This window comes from Lelliottia sp. CFBP8978, assembly GCF_034046055.2.
GTDB lineage: Bacteria > Pseudomonadota > Gammaproteobacteria > Enterobacterales > Enterobacteriaceae > Enterobacter.
This window is the reverse complement of record NZ_CM188253.1, coordinates 1,118,723-1,142,508: the sequence shown is the minus strand read 5'-3', so window position 1 is coordinate 1,142,508 and position 23,786 is coordinate 1,118,723. Positions and strand designations below refer to the sequence as shown.

Here is a 23,786-nt window from a genome sequence, read left to right as displayed (position 1 = left end):
ATTTAGCGGCGGTCGCGCTTATCGGCGCGTTTCGCCAGCCAGTCGCCCAGCACCTGAACAATCTGCACCAGTACGATCAGCGCGATCACGGTGACAACCATCACCTGCGTTTCGTAACGGTAATAACCGTAGCGGATCGCCAGATCCCCGACCCCACCGCCGCCAACGATCCCCGCCATCGCCGAGTAGCCGATCAGGCTCACCAGCGTGATGGTTAACCCGCGCAGCAAACCCGCGCTCGCTTCGGGCAATAATACCGTACAGATGATGCGCATGGGGCTGGCACCAAAAGCTTCTGCCGCTTCGATAATCCCTTTGTCAACTTCTCGCAGCGCGCTGTCCACCAGACGGGCATAAAATGCAATCGCCGCCACGGACAGTGGAACGGAGGCCGCAACAGGCCCGATAGTATTGCCGAGCAGCAGCTGGGTCAGCGGCAACAGCAGTACCAGCAGGATCACAAACGGCACCGAGCGAATGATGTTCACCAGCACGGAGCTCACCAGATAGACAAAGCGGTTTTGCCAGAACAGATGACGGTCAGTAACAAAAATCAAAAAGCCGAGCGGTAAACCGCCGACAATCGCCAGCACCGTTGAAATGCTTAACATCTGGAAGGTTTCGTTAAATGCAAGGCCCAGATCGGCCACTAAATCATCCACGGATCACCTCCACCTGTGCCGTACGCTGGCGAATATGTTCAACCGCTAATTCAACGACCGAGGGGTCATCGGCAGTCAATTGCACGACCAGAATGCCCAGCGCTCGCTCGCCGATATACTCAATTTTTCCGTGCAGAATATTGACCGCCACACCAAATTTGATCGCCACATCCGATAACACAGGCTGCTCGGCGGAATCGCCGATAAACAGGATTTTGAGCAGTTGTCCCGGCAAGTGTTGCTGCAGGCGCTCCGGCAAAGTCAGGTTCAGCATATGGGAGACCAGCTGCTGCGTGAACGGATGCTGCGGGTGAGCAAACACATCAAACACCTCGCCCAGCTCCACCACTTCGCCGCCGGACATCACCGCCACGCGATCGCAAATAGATTTGATCACGTTCATCTCATGGGTGATCAGTACGATCGTGATCCCCATCTGCTCATTGATCTTCTTCAGCAGCGCCAGGATGGTGGCTGATGTTTCCAGATCCAGCGCCGACGTCGGTTCATCGCAGAGTAAAACATCAGGATGGTTGGCAATGGCACGGGCGATGCCCACGCGCTGTTTCTGCCCGCCGCTGAGCTGAACCGGATAGCGACCGGCTTTATCGCTCAACCCCACCAGCGCGAGGATCTCCGCCACGCGCGGCGCGATTTTACTGCGTTCCCAGCCCGCCGCTTTAAGGCTGAACGCCACGTTTTGCGCCACGGTACGGGTATGCATCAGATTGAAATGCTGGAAAATCATGCCAATACGCTGGCGTGCTTGACGAAGATTCACCCCGTCGAGGGCGGAAATCTCCACGCCGTTGACGTTCACGCTCCCGACGCTCGGGCGTTGCAGTGCGTTAAGCGTGCGCAGCAAGGTACTTTTGCCAGCGCCGCTGGTACCGACAATGCCAAAAATCTCACCCGCCGCAATCGTCAGACTCACATCTGAAACCGCGCGAGTTGAAGGTCCGCGTCCTGTCCGGAAATCAACGCACACCTTATCTAACTTAATCATGACTACCTCAGAAATGCGAAAAGGGCAGACCTGTCTGCCCCGTCGATCGTGTACGCCATTACGGTTTTGCAGCTGTCATCCAGTCTGGTTTCTGGAACGCGGTATACACATTTTTTGGATCGTCGATCACCGCGCGATAGACCGGTGACTGCACGACGGCCACAATATCTTTGGCAAACGGTTTATCCGCATCTTCTGTACGTACCGCGATGATATTTTTCAGATTTTCGTCAAGATGTTCCTGGGCCAGGGCGCTGGAGAGATCCAGCCCGGCGGCAATGGCAAAATTACCATTCACCAGCGAGGCCGTCACACTGTCCAGCGTACGCGGCAGCTGGGCTGCTTCCAGCGGTTTAAACACCAGCCCTTTCGGATTGCTGGCGATGTCACGCTCGGAGGCTTTCGTCGGGTCGATGTTATCTTTGATAGTGATCAGATTCAGCGATTGCAGGAAACGCAGGCCGCGCGCCAGATTCGTTGGATCGTTCGACAGTGTCACGATATCGCCCTTTTTCAGCTCATCCAGGCTTTTTACCTGGCGCGAATAAAAGCCCATTCCGGCAGTCGGCACGGTGAGCAATTTCGTCAGTTTAAGCCCTTTATCGGCGGTGAATTTGCTGAAGTAGAGCGAGTGCTGGAACAGGTTGGCGTCAATGCTGCCGTTAGACAGGGCCATATTGGGTTGTACGTAGTCGCTGAATTCACGCACCACCACTTTATACCCTTTCTCCTTCAGTGAAGGGGCGATCGCCTGCTTAACCATATCGCCATACGGACCCGGCGCAACGCCAAACACAATGGTGTGCGGATCGCTGTTAGCGTGAGCAGCCTGCAAACCGCAGACCAACAATAACGCACCGGCTGCGGCGCGAAGCGTGTGACGAAATCCCATAACATCTCCATTTCAAAGCGGTGTGGCTGTGTAGTGCGTCGTACGATGCGACGCAGATAATCTTTAACATGACACAGATCACAAGCCGCTGTCCTTGAAATTATTTCATGATGTTGCTGAATATGTCTTTGAATGTACTGAAGATGGGTTATGCCGATTCTGGCTATGGATAGTCCGGGAAGGAGAATAACCGGGCGACAGAACGCCACCCGGTGAGACGACTCAGAAGTCGTAACGCAGACGCACCAGGTTCATATCACCCAGATTGTCGGTGCTGGAGGTAAACACGTGTTCGTAATCAACACGGAAACCGTAATCCAGCTGGAAGCTCACACCCACGCCATTGTCGGTGCGCTGGTAGTTACGACCATTCACATATTCAATGCGATCGCCCATAACATAAGGCTGAACGGATTTCAGCGCATACTGGCCGACCGGGATTTTATAGCCTGCGAAGTACTCAATGCCCCATGCATCACCGGCAAAGTAATCGTTAACAGACACTTTTTTGGTGGTCATGAAGTTCTGATACCAGCCGCCGCCTGCGGAGAAGGTCCAGTTGTCCGGAGTCCAGCTCAGCGCCGTACCGAGGATATTCTGATCGTAGGATTTGCTGTCGCCATTGTCCGGATCGCGCATATCCGCACGGGTGTAGTTCCATGCCGTGCCCCAGGTCAGGTCGGTGGTCAGGTGATAATCCAGACCGAGTGAACCGCCGCCTTTACGCTTATAACGCAGGCCGTTACCCGGCAGGTATTCACCGTCTTCGAACAGCCAGGATGCGTAGATATCGGCATCGCCCACCGTTTTCTTATATTTCAGCATCTTGCGTGAACGATAAGAGCCATCGTAGTCGCCGTTGATGCCGTTACCAGGGGCCTGGCCGATCATGTCGTAGTCCCAGATATCGGTCTTCGCGCCCACCACATCGTAATAGACACTGTTCTGTTGACCGAAGGTCAGCGTACCCCAGGTGTCGCTTTTCAGGCCGGTGTAAAGCATACGACGAGAGGTATCGTTCGCGCCTTCTGCGTGGTGATTATCCCAGTCGAACAGCGCCGGAATATTCACGCCCAGCTCGTAATAACTCACCCAGCTGATGTCATCAAACAGATAGTAATCCGCGGCGAAACGGAAACGCGTCCCGCCGTCGAAGCCGTTACGCTTATAGCTATTTTTACCATCGTCGCCGGTCATATTCTGGAACTGCGGACGGATACTGCCGCCAACGGTAAAGTTAAGACGGCTCAGGGGGTTGCCCGCCTGCGGATCTTGCTTGAGTACGGTGATTTCCGCTTGTGCTGCGAAAGACGCCAATGCCACTGCCGCGCCGATCGTTGTCGCCAGCGCTGTTTTTTTTATGGTCATTATTATTCCTTGATAGACACGCTGCTAATTATTTAGCAAACGAATAATATCCGGAATTAAACGGCTCGTGTGGTTGGGTTTTTAATGTTTTGTGCTGCTAAATGTGAGGGTATTACCAATTTGTGCTACTAAATGATTACGCGCCAGTATATAAACCGGCGCGTAATCATCACGTAATGGAATTAACTGGCAAACTGACGGAATAGCGCTTTGCCTTTTAACAGCCGCGTGCCAAGCCAGCCGCCGCACAAGGACAGTAGCACAGCGCCGGAGACAGGCAGGATCAGCCACAGCCGCCAGTCCGGCTCCCACGGGAAGTCAAATACCCGCGTTTGCAGCACGGCCAGCGCGGTTTCAGCGCCAATGGCCGCCACCAGTCCCGACACCAGCCCCAGCAGCGCAAACTCACACCATAGCGTAGTGCGCAGCAGGGATTTACTCGCGCCGAGCGTGCGGTACACCACCAGCTCCTGATGGCGCTGTCGCATTCCCACCTGCACCTGGGCCAGTAACAGCAATACGCCACAGGCGGTGACCAGCACCACCATCACCTCCAGCGCGCGGCTGACCTGCTCCAGCACCTGGCCGACCTGTTTCAGGATCGCGCCAATATCCAGCAGGCTCACCGTCGGGAACTCACGGTTCAACTGCGTCAGCATGCCGTTGCCGTTTTCCCAGCGGAAACTGGTGAGCCAGCTTTGCGGCTGCCCGTCCAGCGCGCCGGTCGGGAAGATAAAGAAGAAGTTCGGACGCAGGCTTTCCCAGTCGACTTTGCGCAGACTGGTCACTTTAGCGCTGAAGTCCTGGGTATCGCCGGTGAAGGTCACCGTATCGCCTAAACCGACTTTCAGCCGCGCTGCCAGCCCCTCTTCCATCGACACCTCACCCGCTTTTGGCGGCCAGCTGCCGGCGGTGATCGGGTTATGATCCGGCCGTTTCTCCTGCCAGGTTAAATTCAGCTCACGGTTGAGTGATTCGTCCTGGTTTCCCTCCGTCGACTTGCCGTTAATTTGCGTCAGTCGCGCCCGCACGATCGGATAGAACGATTCGGGCACAATCTGATGCTCAGAGAGGAAGCCCTTCAGCGGCGTGACCTGTTCCGGCGCAATGTTGATCAGGAAATAGTTCGGGCTTTCCGCTGGAAGCTGCTGCTGCCAACGGTCGAGCAAATCGCCGCGCAACACCAGCAGCATCGCCAGCAGCATAAAGGAGAGTGAAAAAGCCGACAGCTGACTCAGCGTCGACCACGGCTGGCGCAGCAGGCGATTCACCGCCAGGCGCACGGGCAGCGATTTCAGCGTCAGTCCTTTCAGCACGTTCAGCAGCATCCAGCCCAGCACGCCGCACAGCAGCGCCAGCACGACGGCTCCGGCCAGCACCGCCCACAGCAACATGCTGCCGCCCATCAGCCAGGCGAGCAACATCACGACCACCGCCACCACAACCGGCAGATAGAATTTCAGCGGCCAGACGCTGGCGACCACATCCCTGCGCAGCACCCGCAGCGGCTGCGTGGCCAGCAGCAGGCGATAGGGACGCAGCCCCACCAGCAGCGAAATCACCACCATCGCCCCCATGGCCCACAGCCATGGCCACAGGCTCGCGGGCGGAAGCGCCGCCGGGAGTACTGGTTTGAGCAACACCATCAGCACTTTTTCGAACAGCAGCCCAATCGCCCCGCCGGTAATGGCAGACAGCGCCAGCACCATCAACCACTGCCCGACGATCAGCTTGCGCAGCTGCGCGCGGCCCGCGCCGAGGGTTTTCAGGATCGCCACCAGATCGTAGCGACTGCGGCAATAGTGCCCCATCGCCACCGCTACGGCGGCAACCGCCAGCAGCATGGTCAGCAGCGCTGAAAGCAGTAAAAACTGCTGCGAACGCTCCAGCGATTTACCCAACGCGCCGTCGTCCTGTTCCATGCCGATCCAGCGATGTTCCGGTTTCAGCTGCGGTTTCAGCCACTGTTCGTAGGCCTCCAGCTGGGCTGGCGTTCCGCCAAATTTATACCGCCAGGTGACGCGGCTGCCCGGCTGAACGGCTGCGGTTTTTTCGACGTCCGCCGTGTTCATCAGCAGACGCGGCGCCATCTGGAACGGGTTAAAGCCGGAATCCGGCTCCTGGACCACTTCGCCGGCGATTTTCAGCGTGGCGTCGCCCACGTCGATGCTGTCGCCGGTTTTCAGATTCAGCAGCGCCATCAGCCGCGGCGCCAGTAGCACTGAGCCGGCCGTGGGTTTTAAACCGGGAGGGCTGGTTTGCAATTCGCCGTACATCGGATAGATATCGTCTACCGCCTTCACGCTTGCCAGCTGGGGCGTGTCAGCGGCAAAGGTCATGGTCTGGAAACTCAGCTGTTTCCCGACCTTGAGCCCCTGTTGACGCGCCTCGTCGATCCACGCCTGCGGCACATCGCGTGAGCTGGTCAGGGTACGGTCGCCCGCCATAAACTCGCGGCTTTGCTGACTTAAGCCCTTTTCCATTCGATCGCTGACGCTGCCGAGCGCCAGCACACAGGCCACCGCCAGACTCAGCGCCAGCCAGACAATCAACAGCGAGGGCGAGCGCCATTCGCGCCAGAACCAGCGTGCGATCATGCTTCCTCCTGCAATAACCCGTTCACCAGACGCAGACGGCGGTCGCAGCGTGCCGCCAGCTGCGGATCGTGGGTCACCAGAATCAGCGTTGTGCCATGTTCGCGGTTCAGCGTAAACAGCAGATCCGCGATTTTATCCCCCGTTTGACGATCCAGATTTCCGGTGGGTTCATCGGCAAAAAGTACGTCCGGGCGGCCATTGAACGCCCGCGCCAACGCCACGCGCTGCTGTTCGCCGCCGGAGAGCTGCGCCGGAAGATGATCGAGACGTTTCCCCAGCCCGAGCTGTTCCAGCAGCGCCTTCGCGCCGTGGCGACTTTGACTGGCGTTCTCGCCGCGCAGCAGGCCGGGCAACTCGACGTTTTCCAGCGCATTCAGGGTAGGAATGAGCATAAAAGACTGGAAGACAAAACCGATGTGTTTCGCGCGAAGCGCCGCGCGAGCCTCTTCATCCAGCTGATGCAGCGGCTGCCCGACGAGATTAACTTCGCCGCTGGTGCCGTCATCCAGCCCGGCCAGAATCGCCAGCAGCGTGGACTTACCGGAACCGGATTCACCAATCAGCGCAATGGTTTCAGCGCGTTTGACAACGAGTTCAACTCCGGTGAGGATGGACAGCTCGTGCTCCCCCTGACCGACGGACTTCTTAAGATGATGAACTGCAACAATGTTTTCCGCTGGCATTTGCCCTTCCTGTTTCTGATTCTGATGACCTTCCGCGCCGCTGCTGCGGACACGTTATTAGTTCTGGGTGACAGCCTGAGCGCGGGCTATCGGATGGCGGCCACTGCCGCCTGGCCTGCGCTGCTCAACGATAAATGGCAGACAAAAACGCCGGTACTGAATGCCAGCATCAGCGGCGATACCTCCCAGCAGGGACTTGCCCGTCTGCCTGCCCTGCTTAAACAACATCAACCGCGCTGGGTGCTGGTCGAACTGGGCGGTAACGACGGTCTGCGGGGATTCCAGCCGCAACAGACAGAACAAACTTTGCGCAAAATTATTACGGATATTCAGGCCGCCAACGCGCAACCGCTTTTAATGCAAATTCGTCTGCCTGCGAACTACGGACGCCGTTATAATGAGGCCTTTAGCGCCATCTATCCGAAGCTTGCCAAAGAATTCGATATTCCGCTGCTGCCATTTTTCATGGAAGAGGTCTATCTGAAACCACAATGGATGCAGGATGACGGTATTCACCCCAATCGCGACGCCCAGCCCTTTATTGCTGACTGGATGGCGACTCGACTGGCTCCTCTAGTTAAACATGACTCTTAATTCAGCGGAGATCCTGACAGGTAAAGTTATGCAAAAATCGGTCTTAATAACAGGATGTTCCAGTGGGATTGGCCTTGAAAGCGCATTTGAACTGAAGCGCCAGGGATTTTGGGTTCTGGCCGCTTGTCGAAAACCTGATGATGTCGAACGGATGAACAGCAAGGGCTTTAAGGGCATTTTGCTGGATCTTGACTCGCCAGAAAGCATCGAACGCGCCGCCGCCGAGGTGATTGCGCTGACCAACAACCGTTTGTACGGGCTGTTTAATAACGCCGGTTTCGGCGTGTACGGCCCCCTGCAAACCGTCTCCCGTGAGCAGCTCGAACAGCAGTTTTCTGCCAACTTTTTTGGCGTACATCAGCTCACGATGGCCCTGCTGCCCGCCATGCTGCCGCACGGTGAAGGCCGCATCGTGATGACATCGTCCGTCATGGGGCTTATCTCGACTCCGGGTCGCGGGGCTTATGCCGCCAGTAAATATGCGCTGGAAGCGTGGTCCGATGCCTTACGCATGGAGCTGCGCCACAGCGGTATCAAAGTCAGCCTGATCGAACCGGGCCCCATCCGCACCCGATTTACCGATAACGTCAATCAAACCCAGTCCGACAAACCGGTTGAAAATCCGGGCATCGCAGCGCGATTCACGCTTGGACCAGAGGCAGTTGTCGCTAAAGTGCGCCATGCTTTTGAAAGCGATCGTCCCAAAATGCGCTATCCGGTCACGCTGGTGACTCACGCCGTTGGCTGGCTTAAGCGCCTGCTGCCGGGCCGCGTGATGGATAAAATTTTACACGGTTGAGTTGAAGCGTTGCTCCTCACCCCCATGTCTATATCAAACTGATTAACTGAGAATGCCGTATGTCCGCACAGAATATTGTCAACATTACCGAAGCTAACCTGCACCAGACGCTGGAATTGTCGATGACAAAACCGGTGCTGTTCTATTTCTGGTCCGAGCGCAGCCAGCACTGTCTTGAGCTAACCCCGGTTCTGGAAAGCCTTGCCGCCCAGTACAACGGTCAGTTCCTGCTGGCAAAACTGGATTGCGATGCCGAGCAGATGGTGGCCTCTCAGTTTGGCCTGCGCGCTATTCCTACCGTCTACCTGTTCCAGAATGGTCAGCCGGTGGACGGTTTCCAGGGCCCGCAGCCTGAAGAGGCCGTTCGCGCGCTGCTCGATAAAGTGCTGCCGCGTGAAGAAGAGTTAAAAGCCCAGCAGGCGCTGGCGCTGATTCAGGAAGGGAAACACGACGAAGCGCTGCCGCTGCTGAAAGAGGCGTGGCAATTGTCGAATCAGGACAGTCAGATTGGGCTTCTGTTGGCACAAACCCAGATTGAACTGAACCGTTCAGAAGACGCCGAAGCGGTGCTGAAAACCATTCCATTGCAGGATCAAGATACCCGCTATCAGGGCCTGGTGGCGCAAATCGATCTGCTGAAACAGGCCGCCGACACACCGGAGATTCAGCAGCTTCAGCAGCAGGTAACCGAGAACCCGGACGATGCCGCGCTGGCCAGCCAGCTGGCTTTGCAGCTGCATCAGGTTGGCCGTAATGAAGAGGCGCTTGAGTTACTCTTCAGCCATCTGAAAAAGGATCTGGCAGCGGCTGACGGCCAGGCACGTAAGATGTTCCAGGAGATTCTGGCGGCGCTGGGGACCGGTGATGCGCTGGCGTCGAAGTATCGTCGCCAGCTTTACGCATTGTTGTACTGATTCCATTCTTTCCACTCCCCTCTTCGACGAAGAGGGGATTCAGCCCGCTTTCTTCAGCTACGTAATCACCCGCTTCATCGACGAACGTATACTGTCGCGGATTAACCGCGCCGATGCGGTTTTCCTCCACGCAACAACCCGCACGCCTGAGTTCCAGCCGTGTTTTATACTCCTTCATCTTATTTCCCGCACCGCATTCACTCCGCCCTTTTCGGCAAATAATTTCAAACTGCCGCCAGGATGCCTTAAAAAATAAAAACCACTATTTTATCATGGTTAATATTAGCATCCTTAAACAGCATTAAATCTGTGGATTTCATACTTAAGACACAACACTACTGACGTTCCAGACAAAACACTTCACAAAAACATAATGTAAACATGCATACTTAATAAGGATATGACTTCACCGGTCATGAATATCCAAACATCATTATAAATATCACACTTATATATTTAACACTTCGTTATCAGTGGTGCATATTCCATAACACCAAAAACACTCTATACACCTGATAATACTAATGAAAATTAAATATTATAAAAAATAAGTTCAAACCAATCATCAAGATAACAAATCGCTCTTATGAATGTGTTCAACGAGACTTGAATATGTTTATCGTGAGAGTAGACTCGCCACACATCAGTAATGGCAACAGACAACACTGTCAAGCCACGCGAATTTTAAAACTTACCTTAATCTTTCTGGGAAAATTAATGTGAAAACTTTCACCAAAACTTTGCTCGCTTCAGTGGTTGTCATGTCTTCCTCGGCTGCTTTTGCTGCAACTGTCAATTCTGACGATGTCTCCATGTCGTATGGCGACTTTCAGGGCCAGCCGATTACCGGGGTAATCAACGGCGCACGTAATCAGGCAAACTATGCCACTGATGAGGCACATGCCGCCCAGCTTCAGGCCGGTGAAAATAAAAGCGATATCCAGATTTTAGAAAAAGTGGTAATTGCGCAGGATTCAGCCATTTCGACCAATACGCAAAACATCGATCGTAATAAAAGCGCAATCGAGAGTGTCCAGGATGAGGTACAGACGAACCGCCAGAACATCACGCAGACCCAAGCAAATGTGGATGCGCTGAAAGCTGACACGGCTAATCAATTCAAAAGCGTCAACGACGCCAGCGCCCAGCGTGCGAAGATCGTTGACGACAAGATTGCTGATGAAGCGGCCGCCCGCCGGGCCGGTGACGATAACCTGCAGACCCAGGTTACCCAGAATAAAGCAGACACTGACAAGAGTATCAATGCTATCAACGACGCCAGCGCCCAGCGTGCGAAGATCGTTGACCGTAAGATTGCTGATGAAACGGCCGCCCGCCAGGCCGGGGACGATAATCTGCAGACCCAGGTTACCCAGAATAAAGCAGACACTGACAAAAGTATCGATGCTATCAACGACGCCAGCGCCCAGCGTGCGAAGATCGTCGATGCCGAATTAGACCAGAAAGTGGAAACATCAACTTACGCTGCAGACCAGGCAGTGCAGGAACAAACTGACTCAGCCCAGGATAGCTCCATTGATGCTAATGCCGCTAAGATTCGGGGCGATGAGATGGCACAGGCTAACCGTCAACGCACTGCGGGCGAGCACGTTACCCCTATGAATGGTGCTGCGGGTAAAGATGGTAAAGATGCAGATATGACCAAGGTGGAGGCTAACTCTAAAGCCGTCCGCGCCAATCAAACTGAAATTAGCCATGTTGAGACACTGCAGGCCGTGCAAGGTGATTACATTCAGCACAATGCCGCCAGCGTCGCTCATAACTCAGCGCGTATCGACCACAACAGCGCAGCGATTCAGCAGAACTCCAGAGATATTCAGCGCAACCGTAATGATATCGAAGAGACTCGTGAAGAGATGCACCAGATCGGTAATAACGCTGCTGCAATGTCTTCCCTGCACTTTAACGCCAACGCCGATTCATGGGCGCTGTCTACGGGTACTGCGGGTCACGGTGGCGCGCTGGCAGCAGGTATCCAGAAAAACGTCACTGAAAGAGCAGCAATGACCTTCCAGGCTTCATCTTCTATGGACAGCGGTTATATGGTTGGCGCGGGTATCCACGGCGATTTCTAATCACTCCGCTGACGATTTTCAGCAGCTCTGTAGGCTGGCCTCCGGGCCGGCCTTTTTTTAAGGCTTTCAAACCTTAACCCGACGCATTCTAAGCAGTTTAAGAGACGCTCACTAACACTCACACTATGCAGGTTTCGTAGCGCGTCATATTCAGTCTGCCAACAGGAGTTTTATCGTTATGAATAACATCAGTCAGATTCTGGCAATTATCGTCGTTGCATTATTTGCAGCACAGGCATCAGCGGAGACCTGTCGCACCGATAGCTTTGGAACAACACGCTGTGATAATGGCAACACCTACCGTACCGATAGCTTTGGTACGACCCGCGATAATCATGGCAATTCATGGCGCACTGATTCCTTTGGGACTACCCGTGGCTCCGATGGATCAACTTACCGGACGGACTCTTTCGGGACGACGCGAGATAATCACGGAAACTCATGGCGCACCGATAGCTTCGGCACTACGCGCGGTTCGGACGGTTCAACGTGCCGCAAAGATTCCTTTGGCACCGTGCGTTGTAACTGAGAAAGCATCAGGTGAGAAATCCTGGTGTTGATTAGCCGGTCACATTATACGAAATGGATATCTTTGCAGAGGCTTGCGATAAAACAGTAAGAGTTGGTCAAGTCTCATACAATGTTTACACATCGGCAACAACTCGTAGTTTAGAGAGCGAAGATACTTATGCTTAAGTTTCTTCGAATTATGCCGCTAATGTTGACATTCAGCACACTTTGCATCACTGGTTAAGATCTCATTGATATAACATACATAACAATATGATAGATTCAATTGCATAATTTTGGAGAGTTAACACAATGGCAAAGCGTTTCGTATACTATGGCAATTCTTTCCGACGAAAAATCCCTGACATCAAGTCTTTAATCGATTGCGTTAACAATGAAGATGATTTCACCTATCTAATGGCGGGTGAAGTAGAAGACTGGATCAAACAAGGCGCTCAGGTTGACATAAACCCGCTGGTGCCCGGCTGTCAGTTCCAGTTTTCTGACGGTTCCTCAATTGAATACGACACTGATGGAAAGATCACCCGCCATCCGAAAGACAAGCCTCCGGTCTGGTTTATTCCTGAAGCTGAATACTGGTCTTACTGGCTCAAAAACTACGCCTATAAGTCTAAAGACATAACAAAATTAGTGACTGAAATCAGAGGAATGGAACTTATACAGCGTGTTGAACTGTGTAACCTGCTCTTTGGACTTGAACTCAAGAAAGCCCAGCCTGCAGCAAAAACGGTTGTTGATAACGTCAGGCGCGGTGTAGGCAATACCCAGGGAGTCAGCACTAAACCGAAGGTCTCTGATATGTTGAGCGTTGAATTCTTCAAACAGTTCCTGACCAGACTAAATGACGCTGTGCAGAACAATCAGATCCCAACCCTGCAGGTACTGACAGGTGAGGAGAATATGAAAGCAGTCAGTGCGAATGTTAAAGGCTCAGTGCGTACCTATTTCCAGGCTATCACAAGCGATTCAATCCCTAACGCAAACCGCGCCGCCAGCCTGAAGCCAGAAATTTACTGCGATCGTCTCAAACCACTGGTTGACGCTGTTTATTCTGCAGGCGTTGATGAGTATTACAATGAGTTACAGCGTGCTATCCAGGAAGCGGGCGATACATACGTTAAAGATTTCAAGTTCACTTTCGCTGACTGAAAAGGATCAACTTTACAGAATCTGATTAACAGGCAAGTTATGTCTCATTTAGCAGCAGTGATTGCAAAAGTTGAAGAAGCCCTTTCGGTGAATAACATCCGCGGTATGAATGAATTACTGTGTGAATTAAGTCACGATCCTCAGCTTTCTACAGCAGAATGCGATGAACAGCAGATGCGTTTGCGTCATGCAATCTTCAAACATACTGAAGAGAAAGCTGAACTGAAAGAGCAACGCAGAGTGTTCCTTGAGACGGGGGGCCGTATCTTATGATCCAGAATGAAATGAAAAGAAGGGTTTAATCAATGAGCCATTGTGATCCTGAATGCCCTTGCAGGAATCCTGACGCGCCTAAGTATCCCGCTGGTAAAATATTTAAAAATCAACACGGTGCGTTACTGATGGTGGTGGATAAAAATGGCAAATTTCCTGATGCTCGCTACACCTTGCTTGAGGTCGGTACTGGCAAACGTCGCCAGTACTCCTATCCCGCGCTTGTTCGTAAAGAAATGGGCAAGTAGCCAACACTTTTGGTGAAGACACAGGGTCGTCGTCATCGCGGTAGAGGGCATAACCCTTCGCGTGAAAGCCTGTTAAACATTCGCCTTACGATGGCAGCAGCCGGAAAGGTTATCAATAATCGGGCAGTCGGCGCTGTCATCGCCAGGGCAGGATTCTGCCAGCACCAGCAGCTGTTCGCGCATCGTCTGTAGCTCCACAATATGGCGCTCGATTTCCGCCACCTTTTCCAGCGTTCTTTTTTTCACGTCTGCGCTGTGTCGCTTTGGATCGTTAAAGAGCTGAACCAGTTCACCGCACTCTTCGAGATTAAAGCCCACCTGCCGGGCCTGACGCAGCAGCGTGAGTTCATCAAGATGCAGCTGCGTGTAGCTCCGATAGCCATTTTCACTGCGCAGCGGTGGCGTCACCAGCCCTTTCTCTTCATAAAAGCGAATCGCTTTGCTGGTTAAGCCGGTTTTTTTCGCAACGTCACTGATATTCACATTTCCCCCTTGACCTTCCCCTTGATGGAAGGTTTAACCTTCATAACAGTCAGGTAAAAACAGTCTGTCGGTCAATAGCTGGCCAGATAATTATACGGGAGTTTTATTATGTCTCACACCATAGATCTGACGCTGGATGGCCTCTCCTGCGGTCACTGCGTCAAACGCGTAAAAGAAAGTCTGGAACAACGTCCTGACGTTGAACGTGCTGAAGTGACGGTCGATCACGCCGAAGTCGTTGGCAGCGCCAGCGCCGAGGCCCTGATCGATACGATCAAACAGGCCGGTTATGGGGCGGAGTTAAGCCACCCAAAGGCTGATCCGCTGACAGAGTCATTAACCCCGTCGGAAGCACTGACAGCGGAACCCCCTCAGCTTCCGGCAGCCAGTGACATTGATGATAGCCAGCAGTTACTGATCAATGGCATGAGCTGCGCCAGCTGCGTCTCGCACGTACAAAATGCATTGCAGAGCGTATCGGGCGTCACCCAGGCACGGGTCAATCTGGCGGAGCGCACGGCGCTGGTTATGGGCAGTGCCTCCGCCGCAGAATTAGTGCAGGCGGTCGAAAAAGCGGGCTATGGTGCAGAAGCCATCGAAGATGATGCCGAACGCCGCGAACGCCAGCAAGAAACCGCTATCGCCACCATGAAACGCTTCCGCTGGCAGGCGATTGTCGCGCTGCTGGTCGGTATACCGGTCATGGTCTGGGGGATGCTCGGTGACAATATGATGGTCACCGCTGACAACCGCACTCTGTGGCTGGTGATAGGTGTCGTCACGCTTGGGGTCATGGTCTTCGCAGGCGGACATTTCTACACCAGCGCCTGGAAGAGCCTCAGAAATCGCACAGCCACCATGGATACGCTGGTTGCGTTGGGCACTGGTGCGGCGTGGCTCTACTCGATGAGCGTAAACGTCTGGCCGCAGTGGTTCCCGATGGAAGCCCGGCATCTTTATTACGAAGCAAGCGCGATGATTATTGGTCTTATCAACTTAGGCCATATGCTCGAAGCCCGCGCACGCCAGCGTTCGTCAAAAGCGCTGGAGCGGCTGCTCGATTTAACGCCGCCGTCAGCCAGGGTAGTGACGGACGAAGGCGAAAAAACGTTGCCGCTTGCCGAGGTGCAGCCCGGAATGACGCTGCGATTAACGACCGGCGATCGGGTTCCCGTCGACGGCGAAATCACGCAGGGTGAAGCCTGGCTTGATGAAGCGATGCTAACCGGCGAGCCCGTTCCACAGCAAAAATCCGCAGGCGATATGGTGCATGCCGGGACGATAGTGCAGGACGGCAGCGTGCTGTTCCGGGCCAGCGCCGTCGGCAACCATACCACGCTGTCGCGCATCATTCGCATGGTGCGGCAGGCGCAAAGCAGTAAGCCGGAGATTGGTCAGCTCGCCGACAAAATCTCCGCTATTTTTGTGCCGGTGGTGGTGGGGATTGCGCTGTTCAGCGCCGCCATCTGGTACTTCTTCGGCCCCGCGCCGCAGATCGTTTATACGCTGGTTATCGCCACCACGGTGCTGATCATCGCCTGTCCGTGTGCGCTGGGCCTGGCGACGCCAATGTCGATCATCTCAGGCGTAGGGCGCGCCGCAGAGTTTGGCGTACTGGTTCGCGACGCCGATGCGCTACAGCGCGCCAGCACGCTTGATACGCTGGTATTTGATAAAACCGGGACCCTGACCGAAGGCAAACCGCAGGTTGTGGCGGTGAAAACCACAGGGCTTACCGAAGACGAGGCGCTGCGTCTTGCTGCTGCGCTGGAACAAGGCTCCAGCCATCCGCTGGCCAGGGCGATTATCGAGAAAGCAGACAGCGCGACATTACCGGAGGTGCATCACTTCCGCACCCTGCGCGGTCTGGGCGTAAGCGGCGAGGCGGAAAACCATACGCTGCTTCTCGGTAATCAGGCCTTGTTGAATGAAAACGGCATTGATACTGCCGGGCTGGACGACGAGCTGAACGCTCAGGCCTCTCTGGGAGCGACGCCGGTATTGCTGGCGGTTGACGGCAAAGCGGCAGCGCTGTTCGCCATCCGCGACCCGCTGCGCGCAGACAGCGTGCAGGCGCTCAAACGCTTGCACCGCGCAGGCTATCGCCTGGTCATGCTAACCGGCGATAATGCCACGACGGCGCAGGCCATCGCCAAAGAAGCCGGCATTGATGAGGTGATCGCGGGCGTGCTGCCCGACGGTAAAGCCGAGGCTATCAAAAAATTGCAAAGCCAGGGCCGACAGGTGGCAATGGTGGGTGACGGCATTAACGATGCCCCCGCACTGGCGCAGGCGGAAGTCGGGATTGCGATGGGCGGCGGAAGCGATGTCGCTATCGAGACGGCGGCTATTACGCTCATGCGTCACAGTCTGATGGGCGTGGCCGATGCGCTGGCAATCTCAAAGGCGACGCTGCGCAATATGAAGCAAAATCTGCTCGGGGCCTTTGTCTACAACGCCCTGGGGATACCTGTTGCCGCGGGGATTCTGTGGCCGCTCACCGGCACGTTGCTGAACCCGGTAGTGGCAGGGGCAGCGATGGCGCTCTCCTCGATCACCGTCGTCAGTAACGCTAACCGTCTGCTGCGGTTTAAGCCGAAGGACTAAGCCCGTTCCCCTCGCGCCAACGGGCCGAGGGGAATATTTGCACCTTGCCCCCATGCGCGCTAGCATAAACCTTTCCATTCAGGGAGCGCGTATGAGTCTGTTTAATCGTATAAAAACCACCCTCCGCGCTCTGTTTCCCCGCCGCTATCCCTGGCCGGGGCTGGATATCGCACTGCCAGGCGGGCAGCATCTGCATCTCGTCGGCAGCATCCATATGGGCACGCGCGATATGTCACCGCTGCCGCCCGCGCTGATCAATTTACTGCGCACCGCCGATGCTTTGATCGTCGAAGCGGATATTTCTGGCAGCGAGTCTCCCTTCGCGAATCTCGATATTCCCCCGCCGCTGAGCGAACGTCTTAACAGCACTAAACTGGCGGAACTGGCGCGCATCGCTGATGAAGTGGGTCTTTCCGTTTCGATGCTGGAGACCCAACCGCTGTGGCAAATCGCGATGGTACTGCAGGCGACGCAGGCTCAGCGTCTGGGCTTGCGCGGTGAATATGGTATCGACTATCAGCTGTTGAACGCCGCGCGCGCCAGAAATCTGCCGGTTATCGAACTCGAAGGCGCAGCAAGCCAGATTGCCCTTTTGCGCCAGCTTCCTGACGACGGGCTTCCGCTGCTGGATGATACGCTCACGCACTGGCATACCAACGCGCGACTTTTACAGATGATGATTAGCTGGTGGCTGGAGACGCCGCCTGCCAACAGCAGGCTGGAATTGCCCTCAACCTTTAGCGAATCGTTGTACGATGTGTTGATGCATGAGCGCAATCAGGCGTGGCGAAACGCACTACACGCCCTGCCTGCCGGCCGTTATGTTGTTGCCGTTGGCGCGCTGCATTTGTATGGTGAAGGGAATCTGCCGTCACTGTTGCAATAAAAAAATGGCCAATATTTCTATTGGCCCGTCAAAGAGGAATTTCATCGTTATTATTATGCCGAAGGAGACCTTCGGGTGAGCCGATTGTCGCTTAAAGTGACCATCACTGCCAACACTATTGCGCAAGATGGTGCTATTTTTTAGACAAATGTCAGACGTATGCTTTACGCATAAATTGTCTGTGGTAAGAAGGATCGCTATGACTCCCGCCGTTAAATTACTCGAAAAAAACAATATTCCTTTCAGGATCCATACTTACGATCACGATCCCAGTGAGACCAACTTCGGTGACGAAGTGGTACGCAAGCTGGGCCTCAATGCCGATCAGGTTTATAAAACGCTGCTGGTGGCCGTGAACGGCGATATGAAACATCTGGCGGTGGCGGTGACACCCGTCGCGGGCCAGCTGGATTTGAAAAAAGTGGCTAAAGCGTTAGGGGCAAAAAAGGTCGATATGGCGGACCCAATGGTCGCGCAACGGACCACCGGCTATCTGGTTGGCGGGATCAGCCCTCTTGGGCAGAAAAAACGCCTGCCGACGCTGATTGATGCGCCGTCGCAGACCTTTGACACAATCTATATTTCTGGCGGCAAGCGCGGGCTGGATATTGAACTGTCGGCGAACGATCTGGCAAAAATGCTGGACGCCAAATTTGCAGATATCGCGCGCCGGGATTAAGAGCCCGATGGCGCGACACCCGTTAGAGCGTTGATACGGGTGTGATTGTTAAAGAGAGTGTGGACACAGACAGCGCGCAGGAACCGCAGCGTACATCGCGTACGAGAGGATCCCGGGCGCTGCCCGGGTTCAAAACGGCAAAGCAAACAGCCCGTTACTGCCAGTTCACCTCACCTTTAGGCTCATACGCATTCGCATCCAGCGGTGAATTCTGCTGGATAAACTGCTTCAGCACTTCGGCGTCGATAAAGCCGGTGTTCACATAGCCCGGTTTGTTGTCGATATGCGGATAGCCATCGCCGCCGGTCGCGTTAAAGCTTAGCGTTGCCATGCGGTACGTTTTGGCAGGATCAATCGGCTCGCCTTTGATCGTCAGATCGTTAAGCTTGCCGTCTTTGGCATTAAAGCTGACGTTAGCAAATTGCGGGTACGCCCCAGAATCCGGCTTCATTTGCGCCACGGCAGTCAAATAGTCAATGACCTCTTTTCCGCTCATGTCCGCATAGACCACAATGTTGCCAAACGGCTGCACCTTCAGCACATCTTTATAGGTGATATCGCCACCTTCGATAGAATCACGAATACCGCCGCCGCTCATGACCGCGAAATCAGCGCCGGTACGCGCCATTTGCGCCGCGAGCAACAAGTGCCCCATGTTGGTTTGGACAAAGCGGACTTTACTGCGATCGCCTTCCAGTCGGCCGTTAACATGACCGATTTTCACGTCCAGCTGCGCTTTGCCTTTATTCTGGAAAGGCGTCAGCAGGGAAAGCATTTGCGCGTTTTCGGCGATTTCAGGTGTGTAGAGCACGCGCTCACTTTTGCCATCGTCGTAGGTGACTTTCTTCTTCAGGTTCACCGGAATCAGCTGGTAGCGCACCATCTTCATCTCGCCGTTACGGAATTCGAAGTCGGCGCGGCCCACATATTTGCCCCACTCATGCGCCTGAACAATCCAGATCCCGTCCTGACGGTCTGGGGCGCAAGGTGTGCCCGGCACGTAATCCACTTGCTTTTTATTCTCGGAGGCCATGCAAACCGGATCTTGTGAGTGACCACCCACAATCATCGCCAGAGAGCCTTCCGGCAGGCTGCGCGCCATTTCGACATCGCCAGGCGCATTCGAACCGTGTGCGCCATTATCGTAATGGCCCATGTGGGTGGTGGCGATAATCACATCCGGTTTTTCGTTTTGATTCAGCTCCTGAATCACCAGCTTCGCTTCGTCAGCCGGTTTACGGAATTCAATATCGGTAAAATATTCCGGGTTACCGATTTTGGCCGTGTCGTCGGTGGTCAGGCCGATCACCGCAATTTTCAGATCTTCACGTTTAAACAGTGCCCAGGGTTTAAACAGGCGCTCGCCGGTGCTTTTCTGATAAATATTGGCGGAGAGGAACGGGAATTTGGACCACTTCTCCTGCTGACGCAGTACGGTTAGCGGGTTATCAAACTCATGGTTGCCGACGGCCATCGCGTCATAGCCAATTAAATTCATACCGCGGAAATCCGGCTCGGCGTCCTGCAAATCGGATTCCGGCACGCCGGTGTTGATATCCCCCCCTGAGAGCAGCAGAACGCTGCCACCCTGAGCTGCCACCTCTTTACGAATACCGTCTACCAGCGTTTTTTGCGCCGAAAGGCCGTACTCGCCGTATTCGCTACGCCAGAAATGACCGTGGTGATCGTTGGTATGCAAAATGGTTATTTTGTAGGTTTTATCTTTTTCGTATGCTTGCGCAGGCTGGCTTGCCAGCGCCCAAATCGCTGTCAGCGCCAACGCGACGCCACGCTTCATTAACTTCATATTCTCGCTCCCTGACCAAAAGACAAACGCTGAAATTACAGCGAGTAACAAGAATAGACAAATATGTTTTCAGAATTGCGACTTTCCTCAAAAGTCACGGAAAGGTATGTTAGCAACATAATAATGACACCCTGCACTTCTTATAACTCAACACGTGGTATTTATGGCAATCAGTGAATCGACTCCGCCTGTTACGGGCACTCCGGCGTCCGCGCCAAAATCGCGCACTGCATTTGGTATTTTAGGCGCAATCAGTCTGTCGCACCTGCTTAACGATATGATTCAGTCGCTGATTCTGGCGATCTATCCGCTGCTACAGTCCGAATTTTCATTAACCTTCGTGCAGATCGGGATGATCACCCTGACCTTCCAGATGGCGTCGTCTTTGCTCCAGCCGGTGGTCGGTTACTGGACGGATAAATATCCGATGCCGTGGTCGCTGCCGATAGGTATGTGCTTTACGTTGAGCGGCCTGGTGCTGCTGGCGCTGGCGGGAAGCTTTGAGATGGTGCTACTGGCCGCCGCGCTGGTCGGGACCGGCTCGTCAGTCTTCCATCCTGAGTCTTCACGAGTGGCGAGAATGGCGTCCGGCGGCCGTCATGGTCTGGCACAGTCCCTGTTCCAGGTTGGCGGTAACTTTGGCAGCTCGCTGGGTCCCCTGCTGGCAGCGGTGGTCATTGCGCCATACGGAAAAGGTAACGTCGCGTGGTTCGTCCTCGCGGCACTGCTGGCCATTGTGGTGCTGATTCAGATTAGCCGCTGGTATGCCGCTCAGCATCGGGTAAACAAAGGGAAACCAAAAGCCCAGGTTATCAATCCATTGCCGCGTGATAAGGTCATACTGGCAGTTTCGATACTGTTAGTGCTGATTTTCTCAAAATACTTCTATATGGCGAGCATCAGCAGCTATTACACCTTTTATCTGATGGAGAAATTCGGATTATCGGTGCAAAACGCTCAGTTCCACCTCTTTGCCTTCTTGTTTGCTGTTGCAGCTGGAACGGTTATTGGCGGCCCTGTCGGCGATAAAATTGGGCGTAAATATGTCATTTGGGGCTCTATCCTCGGCGTAGCGCCATTTACCCTTATTTTACCGTACGCAAGCCTTGAATGGACGGGGATTTTAACCGTGATCATTGGTTTTATCCTCGCATCGGCCTTTTCAGCTATTCTGGTCTACGCCCAGGAGCTGATGCCGGGGCGTATCGGCATGGTTTCCGGCCTCTTTTTCGGCTTCGCTTTTGGGATGGGTGGGCTTGGAGCTGCTGTCCTGGGGCTGGTTGCTGACCATACCAGTATCTTCCTGGTCTACAAAATCTGCGCTTTCCTCCCTCTTTTGGGGATATTGACTATATTCCTGCCTGATTACAGGCATAAGCCATAGTTTCTTCGCGGTCAAAGTAAACTTTGGCCGCACTTCCCACCTAGTGCCATAAGGCTTTACACTTCATCCTCGCGGTAATTTGTCCTAATCTGCTTTTTTTAACGCTTATTGCTGTTTTATTCAAATTTCAACAATTATTCATAAACATAATGGCCGAAATTGTCATAAACTATTAATCGGCTTTTTGGTTTTACGCCAAAAATGGAACACCCCACGACGAAAGGAGACGGAATGCATCACGCCACACCGCTTATCACCACCATTGTAGGTGGACTTGTGCTCGCTTTTATCCTTGGCATGATTGCCAATAAGTTACGTATTTCTCCTCTCGTGGGTTATTTACTGGCGGGTGTGCTGGCAGGACCGTTTACCCCGGGTTTTGTGGCAGATACCAAACTTGCACCTGAGCTGGCGGAATTGGGCGTGATTCTGCTGATGTTCGGCGTAGGACTGCATTTCTCTCTGAAGGACCTGATGGCGGTAAAGCATATCGCCATACCCGGCGCGATCGCCCAGATAGGCGTGGCGACGTTACTGGGGATGGCGCTTTCAGCGATGCTTGGCTGGTCACTGATGACCGGTATTGTATTTGGACTGTGTCTCTCCACCGCCAGCACCGTGGTGCTGCTGCGCGCGCTTGAAGAGAGGCAGTTAATCGACAGCCAGCGAGGGCAAATCGCCATCGGCTGGTTGATAGTTGAAGATCTGGTGATGGTATTAACGCTGGTCTTACTGCCTGCCGTCGCCGGTATGATTGAAAAAGACAACGTCGGCTTTGCCACGCTGGCGCTGGATATGAGCATCACGATCGGCAAAGTCGTCGCCTTTATCGCCATTATGATGCTGGTTGGCCGTCGTCTGGTGCCGTGGATTATGTCGCGCAGCGCGGCAACCGGTTCACGCGAGCTGTTCACACTCTCTGTTCTGGCGCTGGCGCTGGGTATCGCGTTTGGTGCCGTGGAGCTGTTTGATGTCTCATTCGCGCTGGGTGCGTTCTTCGCCGGTATGGTGCTCAACGAATCGGAGCTGAGCCATCGTGCCGCGCACGATACACTCCCGCTGCGTGATGCTTTTGCGGTGCTGTTCTTTGTCTCCGTCGGCATGCTGTTCGACCCGCTGATTTTGATTGACCAGCCGCTGGCCGTGCTGGGCACGCTGGCGATTATTATCTTCGGTAAATCCGTCGTGGCGTTTGGCCTGGTACGGATGTTCGGCCACTCGCCGCGTACGGCGTTAACTATCGCCGCCAGCCTGGCGCAAATTGGTGAATTTGCCTTTATCCTTGCCGGACTGGGCATGGCACTGAATCTGCTGCCGCAGGCGGGGCAAAACCTGGTGCTCGCGGGGGCCATTCTCTCGATCATGCTGAACCCGGTTCTGTTTGCTCTGCTGGAAAAATACCTCGATAAAACCGAGACGCTGGAAGAACAAACTCTGGAAGAAGCGATCGAAGAAGAAAAACAGATCCCGGTGGATATCTGCAACCACGCTCTGCTGGTCGGCTTTGGCCGCGTCGGCAGCCTGTTGGGCGAAAAATTACTGGCCCAGGGGATCCCGCTGGTGGTGATTGAAACGTCACGCTCCCGCGTGGATGAGCTACGCGAGCGGGGTATTCGGGCGGTGCTGGGTAACGCCGCCAACGAAGAGATCATGAATCTGGCCCATCTCGACTGCGCACGCTGGCTGCTGTTGACCATCCCGAATGGCTACGAGGCGGGCGAAATTGTCACCACAGCGCGTGAGAAATGCCCGAATATCGAAATCATTGCCCGTGCCCACTATGACGATGAAGTGGAATATATTACCGAACGAGGCGCAAACCAGGTGGTGATGGGTGAGCGTGAAATCGCGAATACGATGCTGACGCTGATTGAGAAACCGCCGGTAGAAGAGGCGGTGACGGGTTAATATTCTGCGGCCTGATGCCCTCACCCCGGCCCTCTCCCACAGGGAGAGGGTGTCTACTCTCCTCAAAGGAGCGAAGGTGAAAAGACGGCTCCAGACCATCCGCGCTCTCATCGGGTGAGGGTAAAAAGACGACTCCGGACGATCCCCTCTCCCATTGGGTGGGTGTAAAAAGACGGCGCCGGACGATCCCCTCTCCCATTGGGTGAGGGTAAAAAGACGG

At 54.3% G+C, this 23,786-nt stretch carries 22 protein-coding genes; 14 read left to right on the top strand and 8 right to left on the bottom strand.

Annotated elements, in window-relative coordinates; translation table 11 throughout:
• Nucleotides 1–2: 2 nt before the first annotated feature.
• The 6 genes from SOM82_RS05290 to ybbA all read right to left on the bottom strand — a co-directional run bounded on the left by SOM82_RS05290 (nucleotide 3) and on the right by ybbA (nucleotide 7,208).
• Nucleotides 3–662, bottom strand: a complete 660-nt coding sequence (locus tag SOM82_RS05290; protein WP_320460136.1) for a methionine ABC transporter permease — start codon at nucleotides 660–662, stop codon at nucleotides 3–5.
• Nucleotides 655–1,668, bottom strand: coding sequence for a virulence-associated ABC transporter ATP-binding protein SfbB (gene sfbB, locus SOM82_RS05285; RefSeq protein ID WP_320460137.1), 1,014 nt, complete (start codon nucleotides 1,666–1,668; stop codon nucleotides 655–657). Before sfbB ends, SOM82_RS05290 begins: the two co-directional genes overlap by 8 nt.
• Nucleotides 1,669–1,726: 58 nt before the next feature.
• On the bottom strand, nucleotides 1,727–2,560 hold the full coding sequence (locus SOM82_RS05280; protein WP_320460138.1) for a MetQ/NlpA family ABC transporter substrate-binding protein: 834 nt from the start codon (nucleotides 2,558–2,560) through the stop codon (nucleotides 1,727–1,729).
• 222 nt (nucleotides 2,561–2,782) lie between these two features.
• Nucleotides 2,783–3,928 (bottom strand): porin, encoded by a 1,146-nt coding sequence (locus SOM82_RS05275; RefSeq protein WP_320460139.1) that lies wholly within the window; start codon nucleotides 3,926–3,928, stop codon nucleotides 2,783–2,785.
• 182 nt (nucleotides 3,929–4,110) lie between these two features.
• On the bottom strand, nucleotides 4,111–6,525 hold the full coding sequence (gene ybbP, locus SOM82_RS05270) for a putative ABC transporter permease subunit YbbP (RefSeq protein ID WP_320460140.1): 2,415 nt from the start codon (nucleotides 6,523–6,525) through the stop codon (nucleotides 4,111–4,113).
• Entirely contained in the window at nucleotides 6,522–7,208 is a 687-nt protein-coding gene (gene ybbA / locus SOM82_RS05265) for a putative ABC transporter ATP-binding protein YbbA (RefSeq protein ID WP_320460141.1), read from the bottom strand. The genes ybbP and ybbA overlap by 4 nt, the downstream gene beginning before the upstream one ends.
• On the opposite strand from ybbA, the gene tesA reads away from it, so the two are divergent.
• The 9 genes from tesA to SOM82_RS05220 all read left to right on the top strand — a co-directional run bounded on the left by tesA (nucleotide 7,179) and on the right by SOM82_RS05220 (nucleotide 13,812).
• Nucleotides 7,179–7,802, top strand: coding sequence for a multifunctional acyl-CoA thioesterase I/protease I/lysophospholipase L1 (tesA, locus tag SOM82_RS05260; RefSeq protein WP_503421176.1), 624 nt, complete (start codon nucleotides 7,179–7,181; stop codon nucleotides 7,800–7,802). The two genes, ybbA and tesA, sit on opposite strands and share 30 nt — an antisense overlap.
• A complete protein-coding gene (locus tag SOM82_RS05255; protein ID WP_320460142.1) occupies nucleotides 7,792–8,601 on the top strand; it encodes an SDR family oxidoreductase in 810 nt (269 codons plus the stop codon). Before tesA ends, SOM82_RS05255 begins: the two co-directional genes overlap by 11 nt.
• A 59-nt stretch (nucleotides 8,602–8,660) precedes the next feature.
• Nucleotides 8,661–9,515 (top strand): co-chaperone YbbN, encoded by an 855-nt coding sequence (locus tag SOM82_RS05250; RefSeq protein WP_154126534.1) that lies wholly within the window; start codon nucleotides 8,661–8,663, stop codon nucleotides 9,513–9,515.
• A complete protein-coding gene (locus SOM82_RS05245; RefSeq protein ID WP_501083571.1) occupies nucleotides 9,466–9,771 on the top strand; it encodes a hypothetical protein in 306 nt (101 codons plus the stop codon). Before SOM82_RS05250 ends, SOM82_RS05245 begins: the two co-directional genes overlap by 50 nt.
• 505 nt (nucleotides 9,772–10,276) lie before the next feature.
• Nucleotides 10,277–11,611, top strand: a complete 1,335-nt coding sequence (locus SOM82_RS05240) for a coiled-coil domain-containing protein (protein ID WP_320460143.1) — start codon at nucleotides 10,277–10,279, stop codon at nucleotides 11,609–11,611.
• A gap of 178 nt (nucleotides 11,612–11,789) precedes the next feature.
• Nucleotides 11,790–12,140, top strand: coding sequence for a hypothetical protein (locus tag SOM82_RS05235; protein ID WP_320460144.1), 351 nt, complete (start codon nucleotides 11,790–11,792; stop codon nucleotides 12,138–12,140).
• Nucleotides 12,141–12,433: 293 nt separating this feature from the next.
• Nucleotides 12,434–13,291: a hypothetical protein gene (locus SOM82_RS05230; RefSeq protein WP_320460145.1), complete on the top strand. Its 858-nt coding sequence runs from the start codon at nucleotides 12,434–12,436 to the stop codon at nucleotides 13,289–13,291.
• A gap of 39 nt (nucleotides 13,292–13,330) precedes the next feature.
• Nucleotides 13,331–13,564 (top strand): DUF2526 family protein, encoded by a 234-nt coding sequence (locus SOM82_RS05225; protein WP_320460146.1) that lies wholly within the window; start codon nucleotides 13,331–13,333, stop codon nucleotides 13,562–13,564.
• A 32-nt stretch (nucleotides 13,565–13,596) separates the two neighbouring features.
• Nucleotides 13,597–13,812: a hypothetical protein gene (locus SOM82_RS05220; protein ID WP_320460147.1), complete on the top strand. Its 216-nt coding sequence runs from the start codon at nucleotides 13,597–13,599 to the stop codon at nucleotides 13,810–13,812.
• Between the two features lie 72 nt (nucleotides 13,813–13,884).
• Here SOM82_RS05220 and cueR read toward each other — a convergent pair whose 3' ends face one another.
• Nucleotides 13,885–14,295, bottom strand: coding sequence for a Cu(I)-responsive transcriptional regulator (gene cueR / locus SOM82_RS05215; protein WP_320460148.1), 411 nt, complete (start codon nucleotides 14,293–14,295; stop codon nucleotides 13,885–13,887).
• A 108-nt stretch (nucleotides 14,296–14,403) separates the two neighbouring features.
• Here cueR and copA point away from each other — a divergent pair, with 108 nt between their 5' ends.
• The 3 genes from copA to ybaK all read left to right on the top strand — a co-directional run bounded on the left by copA (nucleotide 14,404) and on the right by ybaK (nucleotide 18,467).
• Complete coding sequence (gene copA / locus SOM82_RS05210; protein WP_320460149.1) at nucleotides 14,404–16,902, top strand: copper-exporting P-type ATPase CopA; 2,499 nt, start codon at nucleotides 14,404–14,406, stop codon at nucleotides 16,900–16,902.
• Between the two features lie 91 nt (nucleotides 16,903–16,993).
• Complete coding sequence (locus SOM82_RS05205; protein ID WP_154127689.1) at nucleotides 16,994–17,788, top strand: TraB/GumN family protein; 795 nt, start codon at nucleotides 16,994–16,996, stop codon at nucleotides 17,786–17,788.
• A gap of 199 nt (nucleotides 17,789–17,987) precedes the next feature.
• Complete coding sequence (gene ybaK / locus SOM82_RS05200; RefSeq protein WP_320460150.1) at nucleotides 17,988–18,467, top strand: Cys-tRNA(Pro)/Cys-tRNA(Cys) deacylase YbaK; 480 nt, start codon at nucleotides 17,988–17,990, stop codon at nucleotides 18,465–18,467.
• 154 nt (nucleotides 18,468–18,621) lie between these two features.
• Here ybaK and ushA read toward each other — a convergent pair whose 3' ends face one another.
• Nucleotides 18,622–20,274, bottom strand: coding sequence for a bifunctional UDP-sugar hydrolase/5'-nucleotidase UshA (ushA, locus tag SOM82_RS05195; protein WP_320460151.1), 1,653 nt, complete (start codon nucleotides 20,272–20,274; stop codon nucleotides 18,622–18,624).
• Between the two features lie 163 nt (nucleotides 20,275–20,437).
• On the opposite strand from ushA, the gene SOM82_RS05190 reads away from it, so the two are divergent.
• Complete coding sequence (locus tag SOM82_RS05190; protein ID WP_154127686.1) at nucleotides 20,438–21,658, top strand: MFS transporter; 1,221 nt, start codon at nucleotides 20,438–20,440, stop codon at nucleotides 21,656–21,658.
• Nucleotides 21,659–21,889: 231 nt separating this feature from the next.
• Nucleotides 21,890–23,566: a YbaL family putative K(+) efflux transporter gene (gene ybaL / locus SOM82_RS05185; protein WP_154127685.1), complete on the top strand. Its 1,677-nt coding sequence runs from the start codon at nucleotides 21,890–21,892 to the stop codon at nucleotides 23,564–23,566.
• Nucleotides 23,567–23,786 lie beyond the last annotated feature (220 nt).